Source organism: Streptomyces sp. NBC_00239 (assembly GCF_036194065.1).
GTDB lineage: Bacteria > Actinomycetota > Actinomycetes > Streptomycetales > Streptomycetaceae > Streptomyces.
Map to the genome: position 1 here is coordinate 2,701,331 of NZ_CP108095.1, position 21,486 is coordinate 2,722,816.

The window sequence follows — 21,486 nt, forward strand, 5'->3', positions numbered from 1 at the left end:
TGCCAGGGAGTTCTGCATGCCCATCGAACAGCGCGGCGTCGACACCATCCCGGAAGACGAGCGCACCAGCGGCCCTCGTGACTTGATTTCGATCCTCCTCGGCTCCAATCTCTGCCTCGGTGTGATCGTCTTCGGCTGGCTGCCTCCGTCATTCGGGCTGGGTCTGTGGCCCTCGGTCACCGCGATCGTCACCGGAACCGTGGTCGGAATCGCGTTCACCGCGCCGCTGGCCCTGGTGTCCCTGCGGACGGGCACCAACCTGTCCACGTCCAGCGGAGCCCAGTTCGGGGTGCGGGGCCGGCTCGTCGGCTCGGTGGTCGGCCTGCTGCTCTCGCTCGGCTACACCGCCCTCACCCTGTGGATCGGCGGCGACGTCATGGTCGGCGTCCTGTCCCGGCTGACCGGGCTGCCGGACACCGGCGCCACCCGGGGCGTGATGTACGGGGTCCTGGCCGCGTGCACCGTGGTCGGGGCGGTCTTCGGCTACCGGCTGCTGCTGCGCGTGAGCAAGGTGCTCGCCGTGGGCATGGTGGTACTGCTCGCCGTCGGCGTCTTCGCGTACTCCGGCGACTTCACGACGGCCGCCCCGCCCGACACCGGCGGCTACCTGCTCGGCTCGTTCTGGCCGACCTGGCTGCTGGCCACGGTCGCCGCCGGGCTCAGCGGCCCGGTCGCCTTCATCACCCTGCTCGGCGACTACACCCGCTACGTCTCCCCGCGCCGACACGGCTCCCGTACGGTCTACCGGGCCACCTGTCTGGGCCTCCTCGTGGGCCTGCTGGTCCCGCAGCTGTTCGGCACGTACACGGCGCTCGCCGCCCGCGCCGGCCTGGAGTACGCCGGCCCGCTGGTGGCCGCCTCCCCCGGCTGGTACCTGGTGCCGCTGCTCGCCGCCGCCGCGGCCGGCTCCGTCGGCAACGCCGGGCTGATGCTCTACTCCATGGGCCTGGACCTCGACGCGATCGTCCCCCGGACCACCCGGACCAGGGCCACCGTGATCGCCGCGGCCGTCGCGACCGCGTTCGTGTTCCTGGGTTCCTTCGCCTGGGACGCCCAGTCCGCGATGACCTCGTTCGTGCTGCTGCTCACCGCGATCGGCACCCCGTGGGCCGTGATCACGCTGATCGGCTACGTGCGCTGCCGGGGCGAATACGACGCGGACGCCCTCCAGGTGTTCAACCGAAGGGCCCGCGGCGGCGTCTATTGGTACAGCGCCGGGTGGAACCTCCGCGCGACCGCGTCCTGGGCGCTGGGCGCCGCGGTGGGCCTGGCCGCCGTGTCGACACCGCTGTACGAGGGGCCGCTGCTGGCCCTGACCGGCGGGGTGGACTGCAGCTTCATCCTGTCGGGGCTGTCGGGCGGCCTGCTCTACGCGGCGCTGACGGTCCGGCGCGGTACGGCGGGCGGACCGGCGGCAGCGGCTGGACCTGCGGAAACGTCAGAACCGGCCGGTAACATCGCGGTTGTCGTCGACTGACGGCAGCCATCGGGGAGGAAGCACGTGGAAGAGGCAGCGTTCGTACTGGGGAAGGCCGTCCGGGGGGTCGCCGGTCTGGCGTACCTCTTCGGTGACGTACTGATCGGCCTGGGGCCGGACGGCGCGACCAAGGTGGCCGAGCGCCGCCGCCTGCGCAAGCCCCGCAAGAGGCTCTGACCCGCGCGCCGTCCCGCTCGGGCAGGACGTACGGAGACACGGGAGGGCCCCGGCACGCGGTGCGCGCCGGGGCCCTCCCGCATGCGGTACGTCCTAGCCGAGCGGGTGCATCCATCCGTGGGTGTCCGCGCTGCGGCCGGTCTGGAGGTCGAGCAGCGCCTTGCGCAGCTTCATGGTGACCTCGCCGGGCTCGCCGTTGCCCTGGGTCCAGTCGGCGCGCTCGGACTTGACCGAACCGACGGGGGTGATGACGGCGGCGGTGCCGCAGGCGAAGACCTCGGTCAGCGTGCCGTTCTCGTTGTCGCGCTTCCAGTCCTCGGTGGAGATACGTCCCTCCTCGGCGGTGTAGCCGAGGTCGCGGGCGATCGTCAGCAGCGAGTCGCGGGTGATGCCGGGGAGCAGCGAGCCGGTGAGCGTGGGGGTGACGATGCGGTCGCCGTACACGAAGTACAGGTTCATGCCGCCCATCTCCTCGATCCAGCGGTGCTCGACGGCGTCCAGCCAGACCACCTGGTCGCAGCCGTGCTCGGCCGCCTGGGCCTGCGCGACGAGGGAGGCCGCGTAGTTGCCGCCGGTCTTGGCCGCGCCGGTGCCGCCCTTGACCGCGCGGACGTACTCCTCGGAGAGCCAGACGGAGACGGGCTGGACCCCGCCGGGGAAGTAGGCGCCGGCCGGGGAGGCGATGACCATGAAGAGGAACTCGTTGGCCGGGCGGACGCCGAGGCCGACCTCGCTGGCGAACATGAAGGGCCGCAGGTAGAGGGAGGCCTCGCCGGAGGACGGCACCCAGTCGCGGTCCTGCTCGATGAGGACGTCGCAGGCCTCGATGAACAGCTCGGTGGGCAGCTCCGGCATGGCCATGCGGCGGGCGGAGGCCTGGAACCGCTCGGCGTTGGCCTGCGGGCGGAAGGTGGCGACGGTGCCGTCGGGCTGGCGGTAGGCCTTCAGGCCCTCGAAGATCGTCTGCGCGTAGTGCAGCGTCATGTTCGCCGGGTCGATCGACAGCGGCGCGTAGGGGACCAGCTCGGCGTCGTGCCAGCCGCGCCCCTCGGTCCACTTGATCGTCACCATGTGGTCGGTGAAGTGGCGGCCGAATCCCGGGCTGGTCAGGATCGCCTCGCGCTCCGCGTCGGACAGACGGTTCGCGGAGGGCTTGAGCTCGATCGTGGGCGTCGTCATGAGTGCGTGTCCTTCACCGGTTGTGTGGAGTGGACCGCGCTCAACGGCGTACCAGGACGTCCGAGCTTCCCCGCAATCCGCGGCCCCGCGTTCGATTATCGCGCGCGAGGGGTCTGCGGAGAAACGGGGGTGATGCGGCCCACGGGAGATGGTGGCACCCGGAGGCCGCACAGGAGAAGCCGCCGGGTGCCCGAAGGGGGCGACCCGGCGGCTTTCCTGGGAAGGAGCTGCCGGGTCAGCCGGCTACGCGAGCGGCGAGCGCGTCGCCGATCTCGTCGGTGCTGCGGAAGGTGCCGTCGCGCTCGGCGAGGTCGGCGGAGACCGCCTCCTCGATCCGGGCGGCCCGGTCCTCGTGGCCGAGGTGGCGCAGCAGGAGGGCGACCGAGAGGATCGTCGCGGTCGGGTCCGCCTTGCCGGTGCCCGCGATGTCCGGGGCGGAGCCGTGGACCGGCTCGAACATGGACGGGAAGGCGCCGGTCGGGTTGATGTTGCCCGAGGCGGCCAGGCCGATGCCGCCGGTCACGGCCGCGGCGAGGTCGGTGAGGATGTCACCGAAGAGGTTGTCCGTGACGATGACGTCGAAGCGCTCCGGCTGGGTGACGAAGAAGATCGTCGCCGCGTCGACGTGCAGGTAGTCGGTGGTGACCTCGGGGTACTCCTGGCCGACCCGGTCGAAGATGTCCTTCCACAGGTGGCCGGCGTACACGAGGACGTTGTTCTTGTGGACGAGGGTCAGCTTCTTGCGGGGCCGCGCGTTGGCGCGCTCGTACGCGTCACGCACGACGCGCTCGACGCCGTAGGCCGTGTTGACGCTGACCTCGGTGGCCACCTCGGCGGGCGTGCCGGTGCGGAGCGAGCCGCCGTTTCCGGTGTAGGGGCCCTCGGTGCCCTCACGGACGACGACGAAGTCGATGTCCGGGCGGCCGGCGAGCGGCGTGGCGGTGTTCGGGAACAGCTTCGACGGCCGCAGGTTGATGAAGTGGTCGAAGGCGAAGCGGAGCTTGAGCAGCAGGCCGCGCTCCAGAACGCCGGACGGCACCGACGGGTCGCCGATGGCGCCCAGCAGGATCGCGTCGTGGTGCTTGAGCGCCTCCAGGTCCGCGTCCGGGAGGGTCTCACCGGTGCGGTGCCAGCGGGTGGCTCCGAGGTCGTATTCCTTGGTCTCCAGCTTCACATCCTGGGGCAGGACCGCGGTGAGGACCTTGAGGCCCTGCGCCACGACTTCCCGACCGATGCCGTCACCGGGGATCACTGCGAGATTGATGCTGGTCGACATGACGGCACCGTACTCCGTGTCCCATCCGTTGACACGTCCCGTCCACTATCCGGACGAGACGTGTCAGCCGAATGTCGGCGGAACGTCAGTGTCCGGTGGATCCGCCGTTGTCGCGGCGGTCCAGGGCGCGCTGCAGGGCGGCGGCTGCGTTCTTGCGGTCGGCGGTGGCGGAGTGGGCGGTGCGGCGGACCCGGCGGGCGGCGGCGGTCTGGGACATGGTGATCGACTCCTTGAGATCACGGGCGGCCGCACACGGGAGGGGGCGGACCGCTGATGAGGGGGTTCTCCAAGGCGCCGGAAGAGGCGGGGAGCGAGGGCCCGCAGGGATTGCCTGCACGGGGGCGCATGCTCACGGCCGCCATTCGCTGGATCAGCGAGACGTTCGGCTCCTACAAAGCTAGGGCAGTTCGCGCTGTATGTCTCCGCAATTACTCGGACTTCCTACTATCTGAGACGGCACTCACCCGAGAGGGCCTGCGCGGAGCGTCCCGTCGACGGGACAGGACCCATCCGGAACCCGCCCCGCCGGGACATTGGTCCGACATTGGTCCGAAACCGAACCAATCCGATCCCGACATCCGACCGGTCATCTGAAGTTAACCAAGGTCTTACTGCACGGATCTAGACCTTTAGGCTCCGCTCCCCCACCCTTTCCTCGCGTGCCGCCACGGCACGTCCGGGACGCGAGAGGCGGGGCATGACTCCCATCAGCCGCAGGGGATTCGTAGGCATCGGCGCGGGGCTGGCGGCGGGCGCGGCCCTGCCGACGGCCACGGCATCGGCGGCGGCAGCGGCCGCCACCGGCACCCTCGCCGACGTGAGGCACGTGGTGATCCTCATGCAGGAGAACCGCAGCTTCGACCACTACTTCGGCCGCCTCAAGGGAGTCCGCGGCTTCGGCGACCGGGCGGCGGGCAACATCCCGGGCGGCTGGGGCACGTTCAACCAGCCGAACTTCGGCGGCCGCCAGTACCCGTGGAAGCTCTCCGCCACCCCTCCCGCCGGCGGCGCCGACAGCGCGACCCTCGCCCAGTGCACCGGAGATCTGCCGCACAGCTGGACCTCGCAGCACGCCGCGTGGAACAAGGGCCGCCTCGACAACTGGGTCACCGGCGTCGGCAACGTCCGCACCCTCGGCCACCTGGAGCGCTCCGACATCCCCTTCCACTACGCGCTCGCCGACCACTACACGATCTGCGACGCGTACTTCTGCTCCGCGCTCAGCGCCACCGGCCCCAACCGCACCTTCCTGTGGAGCGGGAAGATCGACGCCACCAGCAAGGACGGCGGCGACGAGTCCGGGCTGACCTGGGAGACGTACGCGGAAGCGCTCCAGCGGGCCGGCGTGACCTGGAAGGTCTACCAGAACGCCCAGGACAACTACGGGGACAACGGGCTCGCGTACTTCAAGAAGTTCACCGACGCCCGGCCCGGCGACCCGCTGTGGGACCGGGGCATGGCCTCCGTCCCGAGGGTCACCGGCTCCACCCCCGACGACATCGCCGCCGCCATCCGCGCCGATGCCGTCGCCGGCACCCTCCCGCAGGTTTCCTGGGTCGTCGCCAACGAAGCGTTCTCGGAGCATCCGTTCGCGCCGCCCGGCGACGGCGCCCATTTCGTGGACCTGGTCCACCGGGCGCTCGCCGCGAACCCCGAGGTGTTCGACTCGACCGTCCTCTTCCTCAACTACGACGAGAACGACGGCTTCTTCGACCACGTGGCGCCGCCGGTGGCGCCCCCCGGCACCCCCGGCGAGTACCTCGACGGCCTCCCGATCGGCCTCGGCTTCCGGGTGCCGATGCTGGTGATGTCGCCGTGGACCCGCGGCGGCTGGGTCAGCTCGGAGGTCTTCGACCACACCAGCGTGCTGCGCTTCCTGGAGAAGTGGACGGCCGCCCTGGGCACCCCCGCCGCCTGCCCCCACATCAGCGCGTGGCGTCGCAAGGTGACGGGCGACCTCACCGGTGTCTTCGACTTCGCCAACCCGGTCTTCGGGGTCCCGGCCGGCCTGCCCTCGACGGCGAAGGTGATCGGCATGGAGACCTGCCGGCCGCTCCCGAACCCGGCGCCGCAGAACAACGCGCTGCCCGCCCAGGAGCCCGGCACCCGGCCGGCCCGCGCCCTGCCGTACCAGCCGAACGGCAACATGACCCGGCTGGAGTTCGGCGCCGCGGGCAAGATCACGGCGTGGTTCGACATGAGCAACCTGGGCACCGAGGCCAAGCGGGCGGCGCACTTCTCGATCCACCCGCACCAGCACCGCAACACCGAGGCCTGGCAGTACACCGTCGACCCGGGCACCACCGCCTCGGACTTCTTCAGCATCGGACTCGGCTCGGGCGCCGGGAAGTACGACCTGTCGATGTACGGCCCGAACCGCTTCCTGCGCCGGTTCATCGGCGACGCGAACAAGGCCGGCAAGGCGCTGGAGGTCGCCGCCCGCTACGCGGTGGAGCAGGGCACCGGCAAGGTGGCGGTCTGGTTCAAGATGACCAACGCCTCCGCCGCCGCGGTCACCTTCACCATCCGCTCCAACGCCTACCGCTCGGACGGCCCGTGGACCTACACGGTCCCGGCGAACTCCTCGCGCGAGGACTTCTTCAACGCGGTGGCCTACTCCAACGGCTGGTACGACTTCACGATCCTGGCCGACTCGGACGGCACCTGGTCGCGCCGCTACACCGGCCACATCGAGACGGGGGCGCCGAGCGTCAGCGGCTGATCCCGCGAGGACCAGCGCGACGGCGGCCCGGAGACGGCCGGCCGGGGAAACCGGCAGGCCCGTCCGAAGGCACTGCCTAGAGGACGTCGCCGTCGCGCCAGTCGAAGTCCAGCCGCCCGCCGGCATCCAGCGGGGACGGGTCCGGCGGCAGCCACAGGAACAGCGAGCCCTCCTCCTCGGGCAGCGCCACCGGCCCGGCCGGGCCCAGCGCGCCGATCCGGCCCGGCCACCGCTGCCAGCCCCGCCCGGCGTACAGCGCGGCCCCGGCCTCGGACGCGGACAGCGCGCCGAGCACGTACGCCCGGTCCACGATCCGCTCCAGCTCGGCCATCACCCGCCCGGCGAGCCCGCGCCTGCGCCGGTCCGCGCGTACGCAGACGGCCTCGACGTACCCGGTGCGCAGCGCCCGCCCGCCGTGCAGCACCCGGCGCTGCACCACGCTGCCGTGCGCGACGAGCTCGCCGGCCTCGCGCAGCAGTACGTGCATCCCGCCCAGCGCGTGCTCGAAGTCCTCGTCGCCGAAGTCCCCCTCGAACGCCGCGTCGAGCAGCAGCCGCAGCTCCTCGCGCTCCGGGCGGGCCAGCTGTGCGGTGTGCGCGATGCGCGTCTGCGTCGGTGTTCCGGTCACGTGGCCAGTCTGGCCCGGCGGCGCGCCCGCGGCCCGGGGCGGCGGGCCGGCCATCGGCGGAAAGGCCGGAAACGAGCGGGGGTTGCGGATATCGGAGTGCCGCGGGGGGCCGGTGTGGCGCCCCGGCGCCCCGCCCACCGGGCGGCGCCCGCACCCGCCCGTCCGCCGCCGAACCGGCTGCCCCGCCACCCTGGTCACCGTCACGTCGTCGCAGGTCGGAGCCGGTTCGGGCGCCTCATCCCGACGGCTGCCGGGCACCGCGCGGGGTGCGGGTGGCGGGCCCCTCCGGGCGTACCGCCGCGCGCGGCGCCCGCCGGCCCGGACGGGCCCGACCACCCGCGCGGGAACGGCCCGGCCGGCCGTGGAATCGGCTGGGCGTGTGCACCGCCCATAGCCCTCCTGTCCGGACACATCGGACAGCGGGCGGGCGGCACTGCTGGCCGACCCGGATTCCGTCGTCGCACACTCGGGCGCATGGCTCCTGAAACCAAGCAGTGGACACCCACGCACGGCGACCCCTACCGGCCCGCCGCCTACCGGCCCGACCGGATGCCGGCCGCCGAATCCCTCGCGCGCGCGGCCGAGTTGCGGGCCCGGATGGACGAGCGCCGCACCGTGCGGCACTTTTCGGCCGACCCCGTGCCCGAGCAGGTGGTCCGGGACGCGATCGCCTGCGCCGCGACCGCGCCGTCCGGGGCGCACCAGCAGCCGTGGACGTTCGTCCTGGTCAAGGATCCCGGGATCCGCCAGCAGATACGGGCGGCCGCCGAGCAGGAGGAGCAGCTCTCCTACGACGGGCGGCTCGGCGACGAGTGGCTCGCCGCGCTGCGGCCCCTGGGCACGGACTCGGTCAAGACCCACCTTACGGACGCCCCCGCGCTGCTCGTGGTCTTCCAGCAGCGCTACTGGCTCGGGCCGGACGGGACCAAGCGCAAGCACTACTACGTGGACGAGTCGGTCGGCATCGCGGTCGGCATGCTGCTGTCCGCGCTGCACCTGTCCGGTCTGGCGGCGCTGATCCACACGCCCAGCCCGATGCGCTTCCTGAGCCACGTCCTGAACCGCCCCGAGAACGAGAAGGCCTTCGCGGTCATCCCGATCGGCTACCCGGCCGACGACTGCGAGGTCCCCGAGCTGGTCCGCAAGTCCCTCGACCAGGTCATGATCGAGGTGTAGGCCGGATCCCGCGGATGGCGCCGGGCATGGAACCGCCCCCGCTCCGGACTTGGGGGTACCGGAACGGGGGCGGGGTCACAGGTGGGCCGTGGCGGGCCCGGGGCCGGGATCAGCCCATGTGGGGGTAGCCGTACTCGGTCGGCGGGACCAGGGTCTCCTTGATGGAGCGGGTCGAGGTCCAGCGCAGCAGGTTGGACGCCGCGCCCGCCTTGTCGTTGGTACCCGAGGCGCGGCCGCCGCCGAAGGGCTGCTGGCCGACGACGGCGCCGGTCGACTTGTCGTTGATGTAGAAGTTGCCCGCGGCGAAGCGGAGCTTGTCCATCGTGTGGGCCGCGGCGTAGCGGTCCTGGGCGATGACGGAGCCGGTCAGGGCGTACGCCGACACGTTCTCCATCTGCGCGAGCATCTCGTCGTACTTGTCGTCCTCGTAGACGTACACGGCGAGGATCGGGCCGAAGTACTCGGTCGTGAAGACCTCGTTCTCCGGGTCGGTGCACGCGATGACGGTCGGGCGGACGAAGTAGCCCTCCGAGTCGTCGTACGTGCCGCCGGCGACGATGGTGCAGGTCGGGTCGGCCTTCGCGCGGTCGATCGCGGCCTTGTTCTTCGCGAAGGAGCGCTCGTCGATGACGGCGCCCATGAAGAACGACAGGTCGGTGACCGGGCCCATGGTGATGCCGTCGACCTCGGCGGCGAACTGCTCCTTGAAGCCGTCGTTCCAGATGGAGGCCGGGACGTAGGCGCGGGAGGAGGCCGAGCACTTCTGGCCCTGGAACTCGAAGGAGCCGCGGGTCAGGGCGGTCTTCAGGATGGCGCGGTCCGCGGACGGGTGCGCCACGACGAAGTCCTTGCCGCCGGTCTCGCCGACCAGGCGCGGGTAGGACTTGTACTTCTCGATGTTGTTGCCGACCGTCTTCCACAGGTACTGGAAGGTCTTGGTCGAGCCGGTGAAGTGGATGCCGGCCAGCTCGGGGTGCTCCAGGGCGACCTCGGAGACGGCGATGCCGTCGCCGGTGACCAGGTTGATGACGCCCTTGGGCAGCCCGGCCTCCTCGAGGAGCTCCATCAGGAGCACGGCGGCGTGGGTCTGCGTCGGGGACGGCTTCCACACGACGACGTTGCCCATGAGCGCCGGGGCGGTCGGCAGGTTGCCCGCGATGGCCGTGAAGTTGAACGGCGTGATCGCGTAGACGAAACCTTCCAGCGGGCGGTGGTCGCTGCGGTTCCACACGCCGGCGGAGTTCGCCATGGGCTGCTCGGCCAGGATCTGGCGGGCGAAGTGGACGTTGAAGCGCCAGAAGTCGACGAGCTCGCACGGGGTGTCGATCTCGGCCTGCTGGGCGGTCTTCGACTGGCCGAGCATGGTGGAGGCGGCCAGCTTCTCGCGCCACGGGCCGGACAGCAGCTCGGCGGCGCGCAGGATGATCGCGGCGCGGTCGTCGAAGGACATCGCGCGCCAGGCCGGGGCGGCGGCGAGGGCGGCGTCGACCGCGTCCTGCGCGTCCTGCTTGGTGGCGTTCGCGTAGGTGCCGAGCACCGACTTGTGCGCGTGCGGCTGGACCACGTCGAAGCGCTCGCCACCGCCCATGCGCTTGACGCCGTCGATCGTCATCGGCAGGTCGATCGGGTTCTCGGCCAGCTGCTTGAGCTGCGCTTCGAGACGCGCGCGCTCCGGGCTGCCCGGGGCGTACGAGTGGACCGGCTCGTTGACCGGCGCGGGGACCTGGGTCACAGCGTCCATGAGGGGTGCAACTCCTTGATGAGGGGTGTTCTGCCGACCGGGGGGTGTTCGGCCCGACGCTAGTTCTTGGTGATCAAAGATCGGACGAAGAAGAGCAGATTCGCGGGCTTCTCCGCGAGGCGACGCATGAAGTACCCGTACCAGTCGGTGCCGTACGCCGTGTAGACGCGCATCCGGTGGCCCTCGGCGGCGAGCCGGATGTGCTCCTCGCTGCGGATGCCGTAGAGCATCTGGAACTCGTACTCGTCGAGCTTGCGGCCGGCCTTGCGGGCGAGCTCCTGCGTGATCGCGATCAGGCGCGGGTCGTGGGACCCGATCATCGGGTAGCCCGAGCCCTCCATGAGGATCTTCAGGATGCGGACGTAGGCCTTGTCGATCTCGGCCTTGTCCAGGAACGCGACCTCGGCGGGCTCCTTGTAGGCGCCCTTCACGATGCGGACGCGGCTGCCGGCGGCGGCCAGCCGGCGGGCGTCGTCCTCGGTGCGGAAGAGGTAGGCCTGGATGACGCAGCCGGTCTGCGGGAAGTCCTTCCGCAGCTCCTCGTGGATGGCGAACATCGAGTCGAGGGTGGTGTGGTCCTCGGCGTCCAGGGTGACCGTGGTGCCGATGGCGGCGGCGGCCTCGACGACCGGGCGGACGTTGGCGAGGGCGAGCTCGTGGCCGCCCTCCAGCGCCTGTCCGAACATGCTGAGCTTGACGGACATCTCCGCGCGGGTGCCGAGGCCCAGCTCCTTGAGGCGGCCGATCAGCTCCAGGTACGCGTCGCGCGCGGCGTACGACTGCTCGACGGTCGTGATGTCCTCGCCGACGACGTCGAGGGTGACTTCGAGGCCCTTGTCGGTGAGCTCCGTGACGATCGGGATGACCTGGTCGACCGTCTCACCGGGGATGAACCGGTTCACCACGGGCTTGGTCACCGGGGCAGCGGAAACGATCTTGCGCATCTTGTCGCTGCGCGACGCGGCGAGGATCACGGGACCCAGCACGGGGCACCTCCAACGGGTGGCAGAAAATCCAGAAGAAATGCCGCAAACGTCATGGAGATGAACGGAACATCTTTATCCCGCCGCGACACGGAGAACCACCGTGAAACCTAAGGATCGATCCGATCCTCGGCCATCGACAGCTGTCACGCATCCGTGGCCGGCACCTCAGACAGATGTCTGAAGGACCGCCGCGGCGGTGGGAGAATGTCCGCGTGAAGCGCGATTACCAGGATCTGGTGGACGAGATCTCGGCGCTGCTGGGCGCGCCCGCGACCCTGGAGAACCGCGATTTCCGGCTGATCGCCTTCGGTGCGCACGACAGCGACGACGACCTGGCGATGGACCCGGTGCGCACCCGCTCGATCCTGACCCGCCAGTCGACGGCGGCGGTGCGCAGCTGGTTCGAGGGCTTCGGGATCACCCGCGCCACCGGCCCCGTCCGGATCCCCGCCGCACCCGACGCCGGGGTGTTCCGCGGCCGGATCTGCCTGCCGGTGCGCCACCGCGGCATCGTCCACGGGTACGTGTGGCTGCTGGACACCGAGCCGGGTCCGGCGCCGGACCAGCTGGACGCCGCCATGGAGGTCGCCGCCCGGATCGGCGGGCTGCTCGCCGACGAGGCGAAGGCGGGCGCCGACCTGTCCCGCGCCTTCCACACCGCACTCACCTCCGGCCGCGGCTGGCAGCAGGACACCGCGGTGGCCGCGCTGCGCTCGGCGCTCGGGCCCGCCGCGGAGGGACTGCACGCCGTGGTGTGCGTGGCGCCCTGGCAGGCCGAACTCCCGCAGTCCGTGCCCGGAGCGGCGGCCGCCTGCCTGGCGCCCGGACGGCCCGACGGCCCGCAGGCCCTGGCCGTACTGGTGCGACTGCGGACCGCGGATGCCCTGGCGCCGGCGGTCACCGCCGCCGAGCGGCTGCTCGCGGGCGGCGCCGGCGCCGGCGTCGCGGCCCCGCGCCGCGGGCTGGACGGGCTGGACGGGGCGTGGCGGGAGGCGGTGGCGGCGGCGCGCGCGTCGCTGGCCCAGCCGCGGCTGGGCCCGGTCGCCGAGTGGTCGGCCATCGGCCCGTACCGGATGCTGGCGGAGCTGCCGCCGGGCGCCGCGCAGGACCCGGCGACCGCGACCCTGCTCTCCCCCGCCCACCCCGAACTCGCCCGGACCGCCGAGGTGTTCCTGGACTGCGCCGGTCAGGCCGGGCGGGCGGCGGCCGCGCTGGGCATCCACCGCCAGACCCTGTACTACCGGCTCTCGCGGGTGGAGCAGCTCACCGGCCTGGACCTGGCCGAGGGCGAGGACCGGCTGCTGCTCCACATGGCCCTGAAGGCGGTCCGGCTCGGCCCCTGAGCCGGTAGGGGCGGCGGTGGCCGACCGCACCGGGCCGCCGGGCCGGCCGCCCCCTCGGGCCCGACGGGGCGGCCGGGCCGCCGCCGCCCTCGCCCCCAGCCGCTCACCCCTCGTCGGACGGGGCCCGCGCCCGCAGGGCCTCGCGGATCTCCCGTACTCCGCTGGACAGGGCGTACCCGTCCTCGGCCAGGTCGTCGAGGCCCTCGGTGATCTCGCGCTCGCACGCCGGGTCGGTCGCCTTCCCGGGCGAGAGTCGGGACGGATCGTCGTGGTAGGCGGTGGTGGCCGCGTCATCGCCCGGTACGGCGATCCTGCCGACCTCGAAGACCGCGCCGTCGTCCTCGACCAGGTAGACCTCCAGGCCGAGGACGATCCCGCCGGTGGCGACGTCGTGCGGCCGGGCCCCGATGGTCAGCCGGTGCCCCTCGGTCTTCCCCGATTCCACGCTGCAGCCGAGCGGGATGGGCTGTTCCGCCTTCTTCCCCAGCTCGGGGGCCTGCACCTCGAAGCGGGCCGTGAAGAGGGTGGAGCCGCCGCTGCTCGGCTCGCAGTCGGAGATGCCCACCTCCCTCTTGGTCCGCACCCCGATGGCGGTGAAGGTCCGCACCTCGCCGCTGTTGTTCTCCAGCACGATGTCCAGGACGGGCGCCACGACCCGCCCGGCGGGGGCCGCTCCGGCCCCCACCCCGCCCGGCGCGGCGGAGGCCCCCTCCGCCGGAGCGCCGTGCCCCGGCCCGGCCTCCACCTCCCCGGTGGTCTCCGCACGCAGGGCCACCACGGTCATCTTCGACTTCGGCTCGTGCTCGACGATGTCGTAGCCCAGTGCGGTGCCCGAGACGATCAGCGCCACGACGCCGATCCAGCCCATGGTCCGGTTGCCGGGGTACCACCGCGCGGCCCTGCGCAGCCGCCCGGGCCCGGCGGTGGCGGTGGCGGACCCGGCGGAAGCGGGCGCACCGGCGGGAGCGGCCGCCGCCCCGCCGCCCGCGGCGCCCGGAGCGGGCGCGGCACCGGGAGCCGGCGCGGGCGCTCCGGCGGCTGCGGGCGCGGCGGGCGGTCCGGGCCGGCCCGGCGGGTTGCCCCCGGTCTGCTGTGGTGGTGTGCTCACTGTGTCCCCCTCCTGTCGAGCCCCGCTCCTGTCGTGCCCCGCCCGCCGCGCCCCGCCGGATGTGCGCGCCGAGAGCGCGCCCGCATCGGGGCGGGACCTCAGTCGGGCGCCTGCGTCCCGTACTTGTTCTTCTCCTCGGTCAGGGCGTCCGGGCAGCCGGGCCGGTAGGGCACTTCGGGCAGGTGGCGCTGCCATTCCTCCCGGTCGAGCAGGACCGGGCCGACCTGGCAGAGCCGTAGCAGCTCGCGGGTGACCGAGTCCCGCTCGGCCTTCAACGGGTGGGCCTCCTGCCAGGGCCTGCGGTCGAACACCCACACGGCCACGCTGCCGTCGTCCAGGGCGAAGGCTGCGGAGGGAGCACTGCGGCCACCCCAGGCCGCGAGTGCCCCGATCCGGCTCCCGGCCGGTCCGACCAGCTGGGTCTCGACCGTCCCGCTCGCGTCGTCCCGAGTGCTCTGCAGGACCGCCCGGCTGTGGTCGGCGGTGGCCGCGATCCAGTTGCCGAGCCCGGTCACGGAGAGCATGTCGGCCCGGTCGCCGGTGCTGCCCAGCCCGGGGTCGACGTCGAACCCGTACTCCTCGGCGCCGGCGCCGTCCCCGGCCATCGGGGGCGACTGCGGGTCGCCGAGCCCGCTGAGGAAGATCTCCCGCAGCTTCCCGCCCCCGGGCCCGCTCTCGATGCCCACCAGCCGGGAGCGGCCGCCGGACAGCCCCGCCCAGACGGCGTTCGCGCCCTCGGACACCGCCCCGAACCGGTGCGGCACCGCCTCCTTGAAGAACGGGGTCAGCCTCAGCCCGTCGAGCGCCTTCCCCTCTCCGGGCAGCCACCGCGCCAGCCCCGAGCCGTTGTTGACGCCGACGAGCACCGGTTCCACGTACCCGGCGTCCCGCAGCACCGCCAGGTCGCGTACGGTCCCGGCGCCGGCGGTGGGCAGCTGCCGTACGGACTTCCAGTCCAGGATGGAGCGCACGTCGAGGACCGCTCCGCTGCCGAACACGAAGCGCACCCCGGAGGCCGTGTCCGTGAAGACCATCCCGCCGTTGCCACGGGCCGGACGGGTGAACCGGGCCGCCTCCCGCCGGTCCCGGACGCTCCAGACCCGGATCTCCCCCGCCCCCGTCGCGGCGGCGACCAGACCGCCGCCGCCGGCGAGGGCCAGACCGGTGGCCGGGCCGGGGAGCCGGGCGCACAGCAGGGGGCGGCCGGTGCCGAGGTCCCACACGGTGACGGCCCCCGTGTCGGAGGCACCCGCCAGTACGGCTCCGGCGGCGGCCTGGAGGTGGCGGTAGGCGCCCGCGCCCGGCGGCACCTGCGGGTTCATCAGCAGGTGCGGGCCCTTCAGGGCGTCCAGCGCGGCCACCACCTCCGGGCCGTGCCCGCGCCGGGCGGCCTCCTGCGCCAGGGCGGTGGCCAGCCGCGGGTCCTTCTGCCGCAGCTCCAGCGACTGCCGGGCCAGCCGGACGGACACCTGCGCGAGGACGGCCGCGGACGGCGGGTCGGCGGCGGGGCCGGCGTCCCGGGCCGTCCCGTCCGGGCCCGGGTCCTGCCCGCCGGACGGCGGGCAGCCCCGGACGGAACCCGGCGGGGCGGCCGCGCCCGCACCGCCCGCGGACCGCCCGGCCTCACCCGCCCCCGGGCCGTCCCCTCCCCCACTGCATCCGGCCGCCGCCAGCGCCACCGCCACCAGCACTGCGGCCACGCCTCTCGCACGCATCGCCCATCACCCCCGGCGGGTTGCCTACCCCCGATCCGGGACCGGCAACACCCGCCGGGCACATGCCCCGATGCATGCATGCGCGGCGGCCCGCCGCGGCTACTTCCCGCCGGCCGCCGCCGCGGCCGCGGCAGCCCGCCGCATGCCCTCGGTCAGCTCCTCCGCGGTGGCGGCCGACTCCGGGTCGAACATCCACTGGATCATCAGGCCGTTCAACAGGGCCTGGTAGAAGGCGCCGAGGGTGCGCACGGTCCGGTCGTCGACCTCCTCCTCCGGGGTCCCCGTCAGCATCGAGACCAGCCCCCGCCGGCCCTCGGCCTGCGAGCCCGTGAGCATCGCACGCAGCTCCGGCAGCCGGTCCCCGCTCAGCGCGACCTCAAGGCTGGCCCTCCAGACCGGGGCCGAGTCGGCGTGCTGCGCCAGCACGCCCTCCCACACGGACCGGAAGCGGTCCAGCGAGCCCGGCTCGCCCGCGACCGACCGGGTGAAGCCCTCGCCCCACTCCTCCATCAGCGCGATGAAGGCCTGGGTGAGGAGGGCGTCCTTCGAGCCGTAGTGGTAGCCGATGGACGCCAGGTTGGCACCGGAGGCGTTGACGATGTCCCGCGCGGTGGTCCGCACGAAACCCTTCTCGACCAGGCACTTCTTCGCGCCTTCGAGCAGATCTTCCTTGTGTCCCATGCTCCGACAGTACCAAGACAAGCGTCTATGACAGCCGTTCCACACAGCCTTTCTATACAGCCGTACTAGACAGGCGTTTATGACACTTGTACATTGCTCCGCATGACGAACTCCGCAGCGCGTCGCGCCGGCCGCCGGGAATGGACCGCCTTCACCGTCCTCCTACTGCCCCTCCTCCTGGTCTCGATGGACGTCTCCGTCCTGTACTTCGCCATCCCGGCCATCACCCGGGAGCTCGACCCCAGCGCCACGCAGCAGCTGTGGATCTTCGACAGTTACGCCTTCGCCCTCGCCGGCCTGCTGATCACGATGGGCTCGCTCGGCGACCGGATCGGCCGCCGCAGACTCCTGCTGATCGGCGCCACCGCCTTCGGACTCGCCTCGGCCGCCGCCGCGTACGCCCAGAGCGCCGAGATGCTCATCGCCGCCCGGGTCCTGCTCGGCGTCGGCGGCGCCACCCTGATGCCCTCCACGCTGGCGCTCGTCCGGAACCTCTTCCAGGACGACAAGGAGCGCAGCCGGGCCATCGGCCTGTGGTCCGGCGCCATGGCCGGCGGCATCGCCCTCGGCTCGGTGCTCAGCGGCGTGCTGCTGAACCACTTCTGGTGGGGCTCGGTCTTCCTGATCAACGTGCCCGCGATGGTGCTGCTGCTGGCCCTGGTCCCGGTGCTCGTCCCGGAGTTCAAGGACCCCGCCCCCGGCCGCTTCGACCTGCTGAGCGTGCCGCTGTCCATGGCCACGGTGCTGCCGGTGGTGTACGGGCTCAAGGAGATCGCCGCCGAGGGCTTCGAAACGCGCTACCTCGCCTGCCTCGCCCTGGGCCTCGCGGTCGGCTGCGCCTTCGTCCACCGCCAGCGCACCCGCGACGAGGCGATGATCAGCCGGGCGCTGTTCCGGGACCGCCGGTTCGGCGCGGGCATCGCCCTCAACACGGTCGCCGCCTTCGCGATGATGGGCTCGGCCTACTTCACCACCCAGTACCTGCAGTCCGTGCTCGGCATGGGCACCATGGAGGCCGCGCTGTGGAGCCTGGCCCCCTCCCTCGCGGTCGGCGCCGCCGCCCCGGCCGCCGCGGGCCTGGGCCAGAAGTTCGGCCGCGGCCCCGTCGTCGCCGGCGGATTCGCGGTCGGCGCCGCCGGATTCCTCCTGATCGGCCTGGTCGGCACCGACTCCCTGGGGCTGCTGCTGGCCGGCTGCGCGGTGCTCGCCTCCGGCATCGTCGCCGTGATGTCCCTGGTCTCCGACATGGCGCTGGCCTCGGCCCCCGCCGAGAAGGCCGGCTCGGCCGCCTCCCTGCTGGAGACCGGCCAGGAGTTCGGCGGCGCCCTCGGGATGGCCCTGCTGGGCAGCCTGGGCACGGCCGTCTACCGCGCCGACCTCGACGGCTCCGAGCCGGCGGTACGGGAAACCCTGGGCGGCGCCTCGGCGGTCGCCGAACAGCTCGGCGGCCCGGCGGGCGAGCGGGTGCTGGCCGTGGCCCGGGAAGCGTTCGTGCACGGCATGCAGTACGCGGCGCTCGGCGCCACCGCACTGCTCCTGGTGACGGCCGCGCTCGCCGCGGTGCTGCTCCGCCGGAGCGCGGCTCCGGCCCCGGCCGAACTGCCCGAACCGGCCGGCGCCGCGCACTGAACGACGTAACGACGCAACGGGAGCAGCGCGGCGACAGCGCGGCGACAGCGCGAGGGAACGGGAAAGGGCCCGGGGGAAACCCCCGGGCCCTTCCGCTGTGCTGCGTCGTGCCGCGGCCGGTCAGCTCGCCAGGTTCACCGTGCGGGCCGAGGTGGCGCCGATCTCCTCGGCGATCTCCGCGAGCACGGCCGGCGGGACGGTGTCGTCCACGGTGAGGACGGCGAGCGCCTCGCCGTGCGCCTCCGCACGGGCCACCTGCATGCCCGCGATGTTCAGGCCGCCCTCGCCGAGGATCCGGCCGACGGTGCCGACCACGCCCGGGCGGTCCGCGTAGCGCAGGACGACCATGTGGTCGGCGAGCGACAGCTCCACCTCGTACTCGCCGACGCCGACGATCTTCTGAAGGTGCTTCGGGCCGGCGAGCGTGCCGGAGACCGACACCTCCTCGCCGTCCGACAGGGTGCCGCGCACGGTCACCACGTTGCGGTGGTCCGGGGACTCCGAGCTGGTGGTCAGCCGCACCTCGACGCCGCGCTCCTGTGCGAACAGCGGGGCGTTGACGTAGGAGACCGTCTCGTCGACGACGTCCTCGAACACGCCCTTGAGCGCGGAGAGTTCGAGCACCTTCACGTCGTGCTGGGTGATCTCGCCGCAGACCTCGACGTCGAGGCGGACCGCGACCTCGCCCGCCAGCGCGGTGAAGATCCGGCCGAGCTTCTCGGCGAGCGGCAGACCCGGGCGCACGTCCTCGGCGATCACGCCGCCCTGGACGTTGACCGCGTCCGGCACCAGCTCGCCGGCGAGCGCGAGGCGCACCGACTTGGCGACGGCGATGCCGGCCTTCTCCTGGGCCTCGTCCGTGGACGCGCCGAGGTGCGGGGTGCAGACGACCTGGTCGAGCTCGAAGAGCGGGGAGTCCGTGCAGGGCTCCTTCGCGTACACGTCGAGGCCGGCGCCGGCGACGCGGCCCTCCTTGAGCGCCGAGTACAGCGCCGCCTCGTCGACGATCCCGCCGCGGGCGGCGTTGACGATGCGGACGGTCGGCTTGACCTTGTGCAGGGCCTCGTCCCCGATGAGACCGAGGGTCTCGGGGGTCTTGGGCAGGTGCACGGTGATGAAGTCGGCGACTTCGAGGAGCTCGTCCAGCGTCAGCATCTTGACGCCCATCTGGGCGGCGCGCGCGGGCTGTACGTAGGGGTCGTACGCGACGACCTTCATGCCGAAGGCCGACATGCGCTGGGCGACCAGGACGCCGATGCGGCCGAGGCCGACGACGCCGAGGGTCTTCTCGCTGAGCTCGACACCCGTGTACTTGTTCCGCTTCCACTCGCCGTTCTTCAGGGCGGTGTTGGCCTGCGGGATGTTGCGGGCGGTGGCGACCAGCAGGCCGCACGCCAGCTCCGCGGCGGTGACGATGTTGGAGGTCGGCGCGTTGACGACCATCACGCCGGCCTTGGTGGCGGCGGACACGTCGACGTTGTCGAGGCCGACGCCGGCCCGCGCGACGACCTTCAGCTTCTTGGCGGCGGCGATGGCCTCGGCGTCCACCTTGGTGGCGGAGCGGACGAGGATGGCGTCCACGTCCACGATCGCGGGCAGCAGCTCGGCGCGGTCCGCGCCGTTGACGTGCCGGATCTCGAAGTCCGGACCGAGTGCGTCCACCGTGGCGGGCGACAGCTCTTCGGCGATGAGTACGACAGGTTTCGAGCTCACGTGGGTCCTCACAAGTCCAGTGCGGACGGCCGTCCCGACGGCCGCAGGCGGTGGAGGGGGTAGCCGCGTGGAAGACGCACGACACTGTGGGCCTGACGCGTATGTGTTGTGCAGTCTAGTGGCGCAGCGGGGGCGGAATTCCGCCTGTCCGGAAGGATCACCCGTCCGTGGTTGGCCGGGGTGGACAAGCGGGGTGGGGCCCGGACGTGCGCGGGGCCGGGACCGGCGGTCCCGGCCCCGCGCCGGAGGACTAGTTCTCCTCGCTGTCGACCCAGCTCATCAGCTTGCGCAGCTTCTTGCCGGTGGTCTCCAGCAGGTGCTCCTCGTCGGCCTTCTTGTACTCGTTGTACTTCGGCAGACCGGCCTTGTACTCGGCCATCCAGGTGTTGGCGAACTCGCCGTTCTGGATCTCCGCGAGGACCTTCTTCATCTCGGCCTTGGTGGCGTCGGTGATGACGCGCGGGCCGGTGATGTAGTCGCCCCACTCGGCGGTCTCGGAGACCGACCAGCGCATCTTCTCCAGGCCGCCCTCGTACATGAGGTCGACGATGAGCTTCAGCTCGTGGAGGCACTCGAAGTACGCGATCTCCGGCTGGTAGCCGGCCTCGGTCAGGACCTCGAAGCCCGCCTTGACCAGGGCCGAGGCGCCACCGCACAGGACGGCCTGCTCACCGAACAGGTCGGTCTCGGTCTCCTCGGTGAAGGTGGTCTTGATGACGCCGGCGCGGGTGCCGCCGATGCCGGCCGCGTACGAGAGCGCGAGCGCGAAGGCGTTGCCGCTGGCGTCCTGCTCGACGGCGGCGATGCACGGGACGCCGCGGCCTTCTTCGTACTGGCGGCGGACCAGGTGGCCCGGGCCCTTCGGGGCGACCAGGGCGACGTCCACGTTGGCCGGGGGCTTGATGAAGCCGTAGCGGACGTTGAAGCCGTGGCCGAAGAAGAGGGCGTCGCCGTCCTTGAGGTGGTCCTTGATGGACTCCTCGTAGACCTCGGCCTGGATCGGGTCCGGGGTCAGGATCATGATGACGTCGGCCCACTCGGCGGCCTCCGACACGGAGACGACCTTCAGGCCCTGCTCCTCGGCCTTGACCTTGGACTTCGAGCCCTCCTTCAGGCCGACGACGACGTCGACGCCGGAGTCACGGAGCGACAGCGCGTGGGCGTGGCCCTGGCTGCCGTAACCGATGACGGCGACCTTGCGGCCCCGGATGATGGACAGGTCGGCGTCGTTCTCGTAGAACAGCTCGGCCACTGGGATATCTCCTTGGTGCGCTGATGTTGCTCCCACCGTACGGCGGGGGACGGAATACAAGTCTTGCGGTCTCGCGATGCGAGCGGCCCTCAGGCCCGGCGTGGTGTCGCACGCCGGACCGGCGGCCGGCCCGGGGTCAGGCGCTGCGGTCGAGCGCCCGCAGGCTGCGGTCGGTGATGGACCGTCCGCCACGCCCTATGGCGATCGTGCCGGACTGGACGAGCTCCTTGATGCCGAACGGCTCCAGCATCTTGAGCATCGCCTCCAGCTTGTCGGCGCCGCCGGTGGCCTCGATGGTGACGGCCTCCGGGGAGACGTCGACCGTCTTGGCGCGGAACAGCTTGACGATCTCGACGATCTGCGAACGGGTCTCGTTGTCGGCGCGGACCTTCACCAGGACGAGTTCGCGCTGGATCGCGGAGTCCGCCTCCAGCTCGACGATCTTGAGCACGTTGACCAGCTTGTTGAGCTGCTTGGTCACCTGCTCCAGGGGGAGTTCCTCGACGTTGACCACGATGGTGATGCGGGAGATGTCGGGGTGCTCGGTGACGCCGACCGCGAGGGAGTCGATGTTGAACCCGCGGCGGGAGAACAGCGCGGCGATCCGGGCGAGGATGCCGGGCGTGTTCTGGACCAGGACGGAGAGCGTGTGCTTGGACATGTGAGTCGGTCTCTCTCTGCGC

Annotated in this window: 18 protein-coding genes; 6 read left to right on the plus strand and 12 right to left on the minus strand. The window is 72.2% G+C overall.

Annotation, left to right across the window (positions count from 1 at the left end):
* Positions 1 to 16: 16 nt before the first annotated feature.
* Together OG764_RS11745 and OG764_RS11750 are read left to right on the plus strand one after the other, a co-directional pair.
* Positions 17 to 1,477 carry a cytosine permease gene (locus OG764_RS11745; protein WP_328968365.1) on the plus strand — a complete coding sequence of 487 codons (1,461 nt, stop codon included), beginning with the start codon at positions 17 to 19 and terminating at the stop codon, positions 1,475 to 1,477.
* A 24-nt stretch (positions 1,478 to 1,501) separates the two neighbouring features.
* Positions 1,502 to 1,654, plus strand: coding sequence for a hypothetical protein (locus tag OG764_RS11750; protein WP_328968366.1), 153 nt, complete (start codon positions 1,502 to 1,504; stop codon positions 1,652 to 1,654).
* A 93-nt stretch (positions 1,655 to 1,747) separates the two neighbouring features.
* On the opposite strand, the gene OG764_RS11755 is transcribed toward OG764_RS11750, so the two are convergent.
* The 3 genes from OG764_RS11755 to OG764_RS11765 all read right to left on the minus strand — a co-directional run bounded on the left by OG764_RS11755 (position 1,748) and on the right by OG764_RS11765 (position 4,326).
* Complete coding sequence (locus tag OG764_RS11755) at positions 1,748 to 2,833, minus strand: branched-chain amino acid aminotransferase (protein WP_328968367.1); 1,086 nt, start codon at positions 2,831 to 2,833, stop codon at positions 1,748 to 1,750.
* 235 nt (positions 2,834 to 3,068) lie between these two features.
* Positions 3,069 to 4,109 (minus strand): 3-isopropylmalate dehydrogenase, encoded by a 1,041-nt coding sequence (locus OG764_RS11760; RefSeq protein ID WP_328968368.1) that lies wholly within the window; start codon positions 4,107 to 4,109, stop codon positions 3,069 to 3,071.
* Positions 4,110 to 4,194: 85 nt separating this feature from the next.
* Positions 4,195 to 4,326 (minus strand): hypothetical protein, encoded by a 132-nt coding sequence (locus OG764_RS11765; protein ID WP_328968369.1) that lies wholly within the window; start codon positions 4,324 to 4,326, stop codon positions 4,195 to 4,197.
* 480 nt (positions 4,327 to 4,806) lie between these two features.
* Here OG764_RS11765 and OG764_RS11770 point away from each other — a divergent pair, with 480 nt between their 5' ends.
* A complete protein-coding gene (locus OG764_RS11770) occupies positions 4,807 to 6,831 on the plus strand; it encodes a phosphocholine-specific phospholipase C (RefSeq protein ID WP_328968370.1) in 2,025 nt (674 codons plus the stop codon).
* A gap of 76 nt (positions 6,832 to 6,907) precedes the next feature.
* Here the strand turns inward: OG764_RS11770 and OG764_RS11775 are convergent, their stop codons facing one another.
* Positions 6,908 to 7,459 carry a GNAT family N-acetyltransferase gene (locus OG764_RS11775; protein ID WP_328968371.1) on the minus strand — a complete coding sequence of 184 codons (552 nt, stop codon included), beginning with the start codon at positions 7,457 to 7,459 and terminating at the stop codon, positions 6,908 to 6,910.
* Between the two features lie 474 nt (positions 7,460 to 7,933).
* On the opposite strand from OG764_RS11775, the gene OG764_RS11780 reads away from it, so the two are divergent.
* Positions 7,934 to 8,635 carry a nitroreductase family protein gene (locus OG764_RS11780; protein WP_328968372.1) on the plus strand — a complete coding sequence of 234 codons (702 nt, stop codon included), beginning with the start codon at positions 7,934 to 7,936 and terminating at the stop codon, positions 8,633 to 8,635.
* 109 nt (positions 8,636 to 8,744) lie between these two features.
* Here the strand turns inward: OG764_RS11780 and pruA are convergent, their stop codons facing one another.
* Positions 8,745 to 10,376 (minus strand): L-glutamate gamma-semialdehyde dehydrogenase, encoded by a 1,632-nt coding sequence (pruA, locus tag OG764_RS11785; RefSeq protein WP_328968373.1) that lies wholly within the window; start codon positions 10,374 to 10,376, stop codon positions 8,745 to 8,747.
* A gap of 59 nt (positions 10,377 to 10,435) precedes the next feature.
* Positions 10,436 to 11,362: a proline dehydrogenase family protein gene (locus tag OG764_RS11790; protein ID WP_328968374.1), complete on the minus strand. Its 927-nt coding sequence runs from the start codon at positions 11,360 to 11,362 to the stop codon at positions 10,436 to 10,438.
* 212 nt (positions 11,363 to 11,574) lie between these two features.
* Here OG764_RS11790 and OG764_RS11795 point away from each other — a divergent pair, with 212 nt between their 5' ends.
* On the plus strand, positions 11,575 to 12,705 hold the full coding sequence (locus OG764_RS11795) for a PucR family transcriptional regulator (protein WP_328968375.1): 1,131 nt from the start codon (positions 11,575 to 11,577) through the stop codon (positions 12,703 to 12,705).
* Between the two features lie 103 nt (positions 12,706 to 12,808).
* On the opposite strand, the gene OG764_RS11800 is transcribed toward OG764_RS11795, so the two are convergent.
* The 3 genes from OG764_RS11800 to OG764_RS11810 all read right to left on the minus strand — a co-directional run bounded on the left by OG764_RS11800 (position 12,809) and on the right by OG764_RS11810 (position 16,209).
* A complete protein-coding gene (locus OG764_RS11800) occupies positions 12,809 to 13,813 on the minus strand; it encodes a hypothetical protein (protein WP_328968376.1) in 1,005 nt (334 codons plus the stop codon).
* Positions 13,814 to 13,911: 98 nt separating this feature from the next.
* On the minus strand, positions 13,912 to 15,528 hold the full coding sequence (locus OG764_RS11805) for a hypothetical protein (RefSeq protein ID WP_328968377.1): 1,617 nt from the start codon (positions 15,526 to 15,528) through the stop codon (positions 13,912 to 13,914).
* Between the two features lie 99 nt (positions 15,529 to 15,627).
* Entirely contained in the window at positions 15,628 to 16,209 is a 582-nt protein-coding gene (locus tag OG764_RS11810) for a TetR/AcrR family transcriptional regulator (RefSeq protein WP_328968378.1), read from the minus strand.
* Between the two features lie 102 nt (positions 16,210 to 16,311).
* Here OG764_RS11810 and OG764_RS11815 point away from each other — a divergent pair, with 102 nt between their 5' ends.
* Positions 16,312 to 17,838: an MFS transporter gene (locus tag OG764_RS11815; protein ID WP_328968379.1), complete on the plus strand. Its 1,527-nt coding sequence runs from the start codon at positions 16,312 to 16,314 to the stop codon at positions 17,836 to 17,838.
* Positions 17,839 to 17,958: 120 nt separating this feature from the next.
* On the opposite strand, the gene serA is transcribed toward OG764_RS11815, so the two are convergent.
* From serA to ilvN, 3 genes are all read right to left on the minus strand, one after another.
* Positions 17,959 to 19,551, minus strand: coding sequence for a phosphoglycerate dehydrogenase (gene serA, locus OG764_RS11820; RefSeq protein WP_328968380.1), 1,593 nt, complete (start codon positions 19,549 to 19,551; stop codon positions 17,959 to 17,961).
* Between the two features lie 250 nt (positions 19,552 to 19,801).
* Entirely contained in the window at positions 19,802 to 20,803 is a 1,002-nt protein-coding gene (gene ilvC / locus OG764_RS11825) for a ketol-acid reductoisomerase (protein ID WP_328968381.1), read from the minus strand.
* A gap of 136 nt (positions 20,804 to 20,939) precedes the next feature.
* Positions 20,940 to 21,464: an acetolactate synthase small subunit gene (ilvN, locus tag OG764_RS11830; RefSeq protein WP_328968382.1), complete on the minus strand. Its 525-nt coding sequence runs from the start codon at positions 21,462 to 21,464 to the stop codon at positions 20,940 to 20,942.
* Positions 21,465 to 21,486 lie beyond the last annotated feature (22 nt).

Bases quoted from the DNA above. Each gene is read 5' to 3' on its own strand.
- OG764_RS11745 (WP_328968365.1), top strand. From the start codon at position 17: ATGCCCATCGAACAGCGCGGCGTCGACACCATCCCGGAAGACGAGCGC.
- OG764_RS11755 (WP_328968367.1), bottom strand. From the start codon at position 2,833: ATGACGACGCCCACGATCGAGCTCAAGCCCTCCGCGAACCGTCTGTCC.
- OG764_RS11760 (WP_328968368.1), bottom strand. From the start codon at position 4,109: ATGTCGACCAGCATCAATCTCGCAGTGATCCCCGGTGACGGCATCGGT.
- OG764_RS11765 (WP_328968369.1), bottom strand. From the start codon at position 4,326: ATGTCCCAGACCGCCGCCGCCCGCCGGGTCCGCCGCACCGCCCACTCC.
- OG764_RS11770 (WP_328968370.1), top strand. From the start codon at position 4,807: ATGACTCCCATCAGCCGCAGGGGATTCGTAGGCATCGGCGCGGGGCTG.
- OG764_RS11780 (WP_328968372.1), top strand. From the start codon at position 7,934: ATGGCTCCTGAAACCAAGCAGTGGACACCCACGCACGGCGACCCCTAC.
- pruA (WP_328968373.1), bottom strand. From the start codon at position 10,376: ATGGACGCTGTGACCCAGGTCCCCGCGCCGGTCAACGAGCCGGTCCAC.
- OG764_RS11805 (WP_328968377.1), bottom strand. From the start codon at position 15,528: ATGCGTGCGAGAGGCGTGGCCGCAGTGCTGGTGGCGGTGGCGCTGGCG.
- OG764_RS11810 (WP_328968378.1), bottom strand. From the start codon at position 16,209: ATGGGACACAAGGAAGATCTGCTCGAAGGCGCGAAGAAGTGCCTGGTC.
- OG764_RS11815 (WP_328968379.1), top strand. From the start codon at position 16,312: ATGACGAACTCCGCAGCGCGTCGCGCCGGCCGCCGGGAATGGACCGCC.
- ilvN (WP_328968382.1), bottom strand. From the start codon at position 21,464: ATGTCCAAGCACACGCTCTCCGTCCTGGTCCAGAACACGCCCGGCATC.